This window comes from Amycolatopsis sp. cmx-8-4 (genome assembly GCF_046548675.1).
In the GTDB taxonomy this organism is placed as follows: domain Bacteria; phylum Actinomycetota; class Actinomycetes; order Mycobacteriales; family Pseudonocardiaceae; genus Amycolatopsis.
The window spans coordinates 81,482-88,484 of sequence record NZ_JAEBDZ010000034.1; the positions used below are offsets into that span (position 1 = coordinate 81,482).

Consider the following 7,003-nt stretch of genomic DNA (forward strand, 5'->3'; position numbering starts at 1 on the left):
GGTGGCCGGCGAGACGGAGACGCCGGACGAACAGGCCGGCGGGCGCTCGATGCACCTGATCGGCGAACGCCGGGTCATGGTCTCGGACCTGCTGGAGGCCGGGCTGCTGGAGCCCGGCGCGAAGCTCAGGTTCAAGCGCAACCGCATCGGCGCGATCTTCGACGCGACGGTGACCGACAAGGGGCGAATCCGGCTCGAGCCCGGTGGCGAGGAGTTCCGCACCCCTTCACGAGCGGCCATGGTGGCGGCCGGCATGCGGGCGGTCGACGGCTGGCGGGCGTGGCGGGTGGTCGACCAGGACCGGCTGCTGGACGTCGTCCGCCAAGAGCTGCTCGATCGGGCGATTTCCCGGGTGACCCAACCGCAGACCGACGACGTGGAGCGTCAGCGCATCCACGAGCGCCTGAGGCAGGCACGCACGCGCGCCGACGAAAACGCCCCGGAGCAGATCTCCGTCCGCGAACTCCTGTCGTACTGGGGAACGAAGGAGCGCGGCGACCAGGTGAGCCAGATCGAAGCGGATCTGGCCAACCACGGGTTGGTGACTTCACCCAGTTTCCGAGCCGTCACCCTCGACACGATGGTCTTCCTGATCACGCCGACCGACGAACCGGAGGGGAAGCCCGAAGTCCTCGACGAGCTACCGGTCACCGAGGACGACGAGGGGGACGACGACCTGAACGTCCGCCTGACGGTGGGCAACTTGTCACCGCTGGAGGGCGTGGAGTTCGTCGGGCCGAACAGCACACTCCACGAAGCGATCACGAAGATGGTCATCAACGACTACTCGCAGCTGGCCGTCCTCAGCGGCCCCCGCAACCCACGCGGCGCCCTGACGTGGCGCTCGATCGCACAGGCACTGCACCAGAAACCGGACGCGACCGTCGCCGACGCGACCATCACGCACGTGGAGGCCGTCGCGTACGACCGGGACCTCTTCGAGGTTCTTCCCGCACTGCAACGACACGAGTTCGTGTTCGTCACGAACGTCAGCAAAGAGGTAAAGGGCATAGTCACGACGGCGGACGTGGCCCGGCGCTACGGCGAGATGGCCACACCGTTCTTCCAGCTGGGCGAGCTGGACCAGACGCTCCGCTGGATCCTGAAGGGCGCCCTGGACCTGGCCACCGTCCAACCACTGTGCAGCAGGAAGATCAAGAATTTCGACGACCTGGCCTTCGGCGACTACGAACACATCCTGGAGAACAAGGATGTCTGGCAGAAGCTGGGCTGGCCACTGGACCGCCAGGTCTTCATCGCCCGCCTGGACGAGATCCGCAACATCCGCAACAAGGTGATGCACTTCCACCCGGACCCGATCCCCGAGGACGCCACCAAAACCCTGCGAAACTTCAACAGCCTGCTACACCACTACCGCGACCTGACCTGAGCCGAACGACCACGAGAACGCAACCACACGGGGGTCCGGGGGCGTGCCCCCGGGCGGGGTCTGGGGGTTGCACCCCCAGAAGAAACAACGAAGAGAGCCCCATTCGCGCTTTCCGCGAATAGGGCTCTCCGAGGATCGGAGTGGACCTTGCGGGGCGTTACTGGAACCGCTTTGACCTGCTAAAACAGCTCGAAAGGCTGGCTCTCGCGGCGGCTCTGGCAGCCAAAACCAGGCGGGCGACGCCCGAGCGACAAGGGTGGAGCGTCGCCGACCGCTACACCCCCGAAGAGCTTACGGCTGTGATCGATCTCTACCGATCCGGGGCGAAGGCGGCCGACGTTGCGGAGGCGTTCGGGCTCAGCGTGAGCACCGTTCAACGCCTCATTCGCAAACACGGAGCGTGTCGCAAAGATCAGCGGTAGGAGTAGGAGTCGCCGAACGTAGGCAGCAGAGGGGCAGTCTCTAAGCGCGGAGACTGCCCCTCTGGCTTCCAGGAAAGCTGCCCACAGGTGTGGATAACTTCGGGTGTAGCTGGGGACGAACGCAGCTCACAGCGGTTACGGGTCCTGCGCGTGAGCCTGGCCAGCTCACCCGGTTGGGGTATCTGCGGGCGCGCGTGTGGCTTGTCTGGTGTGGTCCTGGTGGCTTACTGGTCCGTAACGCTCCACCCGGGGTGACCGATCCGCTACCGTGATCGGTGCGGCTGATCGGCCTACCCGGTCACGGTCTGATCGGCCGCGACGATCGGTGCCACGCTTGAGCGGTTAGAGGAGATTTCGAGGGGCCGTGACACAACCGAGCCAGCAGGTCAACCCGTGGTTGACGGGTGTGGATTTCGCTATCCAAGATCCGGTGCAGCGCGCCTACGCGCTGGCCGACCGTACGTATTCCGACTACGGCAGCGCGGTCACCGGTGGCGCGGGTTACAGCTTGTCACCCGATGAAGCTCACAACATGCTTAAGCAGGCACAGAACGCGTTGACCGAACTTCAGAAGTTGCGCGATAATGCAACGAGCTTGCAAAAAGTGCAGCCTCCCGCGCAGGACCCCGCGAGTGTTTCCTATAACGCGAAACTGGCGAATGGCTCAGGTGTTTTCGACGCCGGGCTTAGCCATATCAATACTGAGATTGCTTACTTGAACGAGCTGATCATTAAGATCAAAGAAGCGTTCAAGAAAATTACCGGCCACGAGCCGACTGCTGCCGATGAGATCAACCGAGCAGGGCAGAAGCCGGGCGGCCCGACACCCGCAGCGCCGAAGGAAGGTACCTACTCATGAACCGCCGCTTACCCTTTATGGCCGTAGTTGCGGCGGTCGCTATCTTTTCTTGCGCTTGCACGGGAAAAGGTTCAAACGACGGTACTACTTCGTTAACGAACGCGCCATCGGCGTCAGACTCGGAAACGCCATCGCCGTCAAATCTTCCCTATGCTGGAGCTCCGCCTGTCGCCAGTCCTTTGCCGGCATCTGCGCTCTCGGGTAATCCTTGCGTGGACGCTTTGCCGTCAGCCAAAGCGGAGGAATTCCTTGGTGCACCCCTAAAGACGGAGCGAAACGATAACCCCGAATTTGGTGCGGGGTGCTCGTGGGCGAACCAAGACCGTGGTTCACAAATCGGTGTCACATACGACACCAAGACCGGCTCGGGGTTAAGCGGCGTCTTTCAGAACACCCAACCGCAATCTGGGATATGGAAACCGCTGTCTGAAATTCAAGGGTTCCCGGCCGTGGCGCACGCTGGAACAAAAGGAACAACGCCACGCGACTACTGCCAGGTCAGCATTGGTTTAGCCAACGATCTTTCGGCGGACGTAACCCTCAACTTAGGCACCGCCAAAGTGGGGACCGTTGACCCATGCGACGGCGCGGCCGATGTCGCTAACGCGGTCGTGGTTTCGCTCAAGGCGAAGGCGGGTTCGTGATGTCTCTGTTTGAGGACATGGGGCATGCGGTGCACTCGGCGATAGAGGGAGCCAAACGCGCGGGAACCGCCGTGGTGCACACAGTCGAGGGTGCGGCCGGATGGGTTGACGACGTGTGGCACGGCAACGTTGGTACCCAGGCCGCCCCGATTCCCGAAGTCGTGAAACAGGTCACCGGGGGCGGGTCTAGCAGTTGGGCGGAAAACAGCAATCGTGCTCAGCTTGCGTCGAACGACCATAGCCAGATCGCGGCGCAGTTGACCAACATGCTCGTCAACCTAGAACCAGCGTGGACAGGAAAAGCCGCCGAAGCCGCTCGAACTCGCACACAAAAGTTTTCACAGGTGATCGACTCAGCTAGTACCGCGTTCAATGTCAACGGAAACAATGTGGCGGACGCTGCGAACGGTTTCGACGATGCGAAGAATTCCATGGAACCCATGGGGGATCCGCCGCACAAGAATTTTCTTGATGTCGCGACTCCGTGGGATACCGACACCGAAGCAGCAATTAACGCCTATAACGCGACCGCGCAAAAGAATTTAGGCGTGTACAACACGTACGCCGCACACTTGGACGGGCAGGCCTCCGGCTTGCGGTCGGACTATGGGGAGATCGGCCCGGATACGGACAGCTCGTCCACCTCGGACGACACCGGTACGACGCACACCCGGAACGACACCACCGGCAAGACCGGCCGAGTGACCACCCCTGCCACGGTGACACCGACCGTGAACCCGCATATCAGCGGCCCGGACGCGTCCACCCCAGGTAGTCACGACTCGAGCACTAGCACCGGTCACACGACTGGGAACGACCCGTCCGACCGGGAGACCACGAGCAGCGATGGAACGACCACGGCAGGGTTTGTGCCGTCGGACCCTCGTTTCGGCAATGGGCCGACAGGGGGACCGGGGATGTTGCCGTGGTCGGCGTCCGGGTCGGGATCGCAGACCGGCAGCGGCCCTCTGTCCGGCGTTCCCGGAGCGCTTTCCGGTGGCGGGTTCGTTCCGGGGCCTGGCGTCGGGTCTGGCTCGGTTCCCGGTTCGGGTGGGCGTGGGACTGCGGGGGAACCCGGTACTCCTGGTGGAGGTCGTCAGACCGGCGCGCGCGGCCTAGTCGAAGAACCGGTACGCGGCTCCAGCGTCGGCCGCACGGCAGGCGGACGGCTCACCGGTAACAACCCGTCCGGGATGGCTCCGGGCGCGGGACGCGGCAAAGGCGAAGACGACCGCGAGCACAAACGTAAATTCATGCTCGACGAAGACACCCTGTTCACCGACGAGGACCGTAAACACCTGGACCCCACCACCGGTTTACCCCCGGTGCCGCCGACGATCGGCGCATAACAGCACGAGTCCCGCGCCCGCAGCGTTTCCAGTCGGAGCGGGAACGAGAACGAGTTTCGGGGCGGCTTGGCCGTTCGCCTGTGGTTGTGTCGTCCGTTTGTCGCTTCTGTGGAGCGTATGCGCTGTGGCTGTCCTCGATCGGCCCGTGGTCCTGCCCAAAATGATGTTTCTCGCCTGCTGGGACATGATCGACCTCGGGCCGCTGCCCACTGCGATGGGCGGAAATCTGCACCACTGGATGACTGGCCAAGCGCGGCGCGATCTCGAACGCGGCGCGCTTGACAGCCTCACCAACGTGGGCATGGCCCGCAACGGACGAGTAAACCCCCTGTGGCGTGCCACGCTCGCGACTCTGGCGAAGGCTGAACGGGAGTGGTACGCGTTTAGCGTGTTCGCGTCCGGCCGTGACTGCTCGACGCTGGTGGCGTCGAAAGATGGTGATTGCGTGCGGGTGGTCATCGATGACGCGGTGATCGTGATCGAATCCCTGCCTGATAAGTGGCACGCCACCGCGTTGCTAGATGCGCTCCCCGATATCGCCGGGGCAGCAGTGCGCCCGTTAGCGGTGCCAAAAGCGTTCTACGACGACCCCGACGCCGGCCGGGCAAGCGTGCTCGACGAACCACCCGACACTCGCGATCTGGACGCCTTGCGGGTAGTCATGACCCGGCCCCGGCACGCGACCCACCAGCTCTACACCGCCAAACACGACAACGACGGCCGACTCAGCAGCACCCCAATCACCGCGCTAGACCTCGCCGACCAAGGCGGACGCGTCCTGACCTATGTCACCGGGGATGATCAGATAGTGATGACACCGGGCGGGCCCCGTGAGGTCATCGTGGCGTTGAACGACACCCACAACGCCCTCAGCGACTGCTAGATGTCGGGGTCCCGGTCGGGCCAATGCCAACCACGCGGCAACCGCGACGAGGCCGCCTCGGATGGCGGGCTTTGGCCGGCCGATTCACGATGCCCGCGGGCATCGTTTGTGCTGGTAGAGCGCTTGATCACGTCAGCTACGGTGGGCCGGTTGGCGGTGCGGCGTGCTCGTCGCCGGGCGTTGTAGATGATGATCCCGACCGCCCACGTTAGCGGAGGCGCGAGGATCAACCCGGCGCACAGCAGCAACCGCCCGGTATCCACCGTGTGAGCCTCCCCCGGTCGGTATCTGGGGGTGATCGAGAGCCACGGCGGCACCGAAGCGGCAACAACCGGCCTAGGGTCACCACCACGCCCCAGATCGAGCAGGGGCGCGGTTCTCCGTCGGGCCAGCGGAACGCTTCGGGCGGGTCCGCGTTCGGTGGCTCTCGACCACCAGCGCACCGGGGCGGGACATCGCGAACCGCCCGGACACGCGCCCGGAAGCCTTCCGAAAGTCAGCCGGGCCGGGGAAGCGGGCGCGTGGGGTTCGGCTTGGCGTTCAGCCGCACCGATCACAAAGGTGATCAGTAGCGCCGATCTATAGGCCGGGTTGTTGCCTCCGCGCGTCCGCTTGGCGGCGATCGATGAGCGCCGCCGCCGTTAACGCGCCTTCGCCAAGCATCACGAGTTGATCCCTGGTTAGTTGGGAGCTGGTCCACTTTCCTGACTTGATTGTGGATATTTCGATTTCGCCGTGTAGATCACTGGTGACTGTGCACCTGATATAGGGCGAATCCAACACTGTGACCACTTCAATACGCACCCCTTCAGTCTTGGTCATTGTCGTCACCGTCACGAACAGGCCATTCACTCAAAATCCGTTGAAAGAGATCGAGCGCTTCGCCGGCCGCTTCCCTGCTGGTCAGTAGGGTTAAATTGAGCGTCGCCAGCTGACTTCCAAAATGGATCTCCGCGACGTCGGTGTACTGACGCAGGTACGTCGGCACAAATCGATCAAAGTTGTATGAATTGCCCGCATTTATTTCGTCCAAGGCCCGAATTCCTCACACTTAGCGGTTAAATGGATGCACAGCGCTACGCCATATTGCGAAGCGTTTTCAATGCGCCTACCCGTTTATTCAGCGCGTCGACTATTGCTATTTTCGCTAAGCAACCCCTACGAGTGAAAGGTGCAAGTCTGCCGACAACTGCTTTAGATTAGGTGCAAATCCACCCTAAGTCATTCGCCCGAGTTAGTGAATAAGTCGCCGACCATATACGTGTCGTATCTAATGTTGCTGGGTTGACGGGGCATGGTGTTGGCTGGCTTGGTGGAGTTGACGACGGGGCAGCGCGGCGAGTTGCAGGCCTTGGTGTACAGCCCGGATGTGGCGGGGACGGTCGCGACGCGGGCCCGGATCGTGCTGTGGTGCGGCGAGGGCAGGCAGAAGAAGGATGTGGCCGTGCTGGCCGGG

At 63.0% G+C, this 7,003-nt stretch carries 7 protein-coding genes; 6 read left to right on the forward strand and 1 reads right to left on the reverse strand.

Annotated features, from left to right (window positions below; genetic code table 11):
• Position 1: 1 nt before the first annotated feature.
• From ACLJQZ_RS41600 to ACLJQZ_RS41625, 6 genes are all read left to right on the forward strand, one after another.
• Complete coding sequence (locus tag ACLJQZ_RS41600) at positions 2 to 1,390, forward strand: CBS domain-containing protein (protein ID WP_410626442.1); 1,389 nt, start codon at positions 2 to 4, stop codon at positions 1,388 to 1,390.
• A 140-nt stretch (positions 1,391 to 1,530) separates the two neighbouring features.
• Entirely contained in the window at positions 1,531 to 1,812 is a 282-nt protein-coding gene (locus ACLJQZ_RS41605; RefSeq protein ID WP_410626444.1) for a helix-turn-helix domain-containing protein, read from the forward strand.
• A 364-nt stretch (positions 1,813 to 2,176) separates the two neighbouring features.
• Positions 2,177 to 2,671 carry a hypothetical protein gene (locus tag ACLJQZ_RS41610; protein WP_410626446.1) on the forward strand — a complete coding sequence of 165 codons (495 nt, stop codon included), beginning with the start codon at positions 2,177 to 2,179 and terminating at the stop codon, positions 2,669 to 2,671.
• Between the two features lie 17 nt (positions 2,672 to 2,688).
• The gene (locus tag ACLJQZ_RS41615) at positions 2,689 to 3,315 is read left to right on the forward strand and encodes a DUF3558 family protein (RefSeq protein ID WP_410626464.1); all 627 of its coding nucleotides are present in this window, start codon (positions 2,689 to 2,691) and stop codon (positions 3,313 to 3,315) included.
• Complete coding sequence (locus ACLJQZ_RS41620; protein ID WP_410626448.1) at positions 3,315 to 4,664, forward strand: WXG100 family type VII secretion target; 1,350 nt, start codon at positions 3,315 to 3,317, stop codon at positions 4,662 to 4,664. Before ACLJQZ_RS41615 ends, ACLJQZ_RS41620 begins: the two co-directional genes overlap by 1 nt.
• Before the next feature lie 124 nt (positions 4,665 to 4,788).
• Positions 4,789 to 5,547: an ESX secretion-associated protein EspG gene (locus ACLJQZ_RS41625; RefSeq protein WP_410626450.1), complete on the forward strand. Its 759-nt coding sequence runs from the start codon at positions 4,789 to 4,791 to the stop codon at positions 5,545 to 5,547.
• Between the two features lie 808 nt (positions 5,548 to 6,355).
• On the opposite strand, the gene ACLJQZ_RS41630 is transcribed toward ACLJQZ_RS41625, so the two are convergent.
• Positions 6,356 to 6,535 (reverse strand): hypothetical protein, encoded by a 180-nt coding sequence (locus ACLJQZ_RS41630; RefSeq protein WP_410626452.1) that lies wholly within the window; start codon positions 6,533 to 6,535, stop codon positions 6,356 to 6,358.
• Positions 6,536 to 7,003: the final 468 nt, after the last annotated feature.

Coding starts and splice junctions, on each gene's coding strand:
- ACLJQZ_RS41615 (WP_410626464.1), top strand. CDS start 2,689: ATGGCCGTAGTTGCGGCGGTCGCTATCTTTTCTTGCGCTTGCACGGGA.
- ACLJQZ_RS41620 (WP_410626448.1), top strand. CDS start 3,315: ATGTCTCTGTTTGAGGACATGGGGCATGCGGTGCACTCGGCGATAGAG.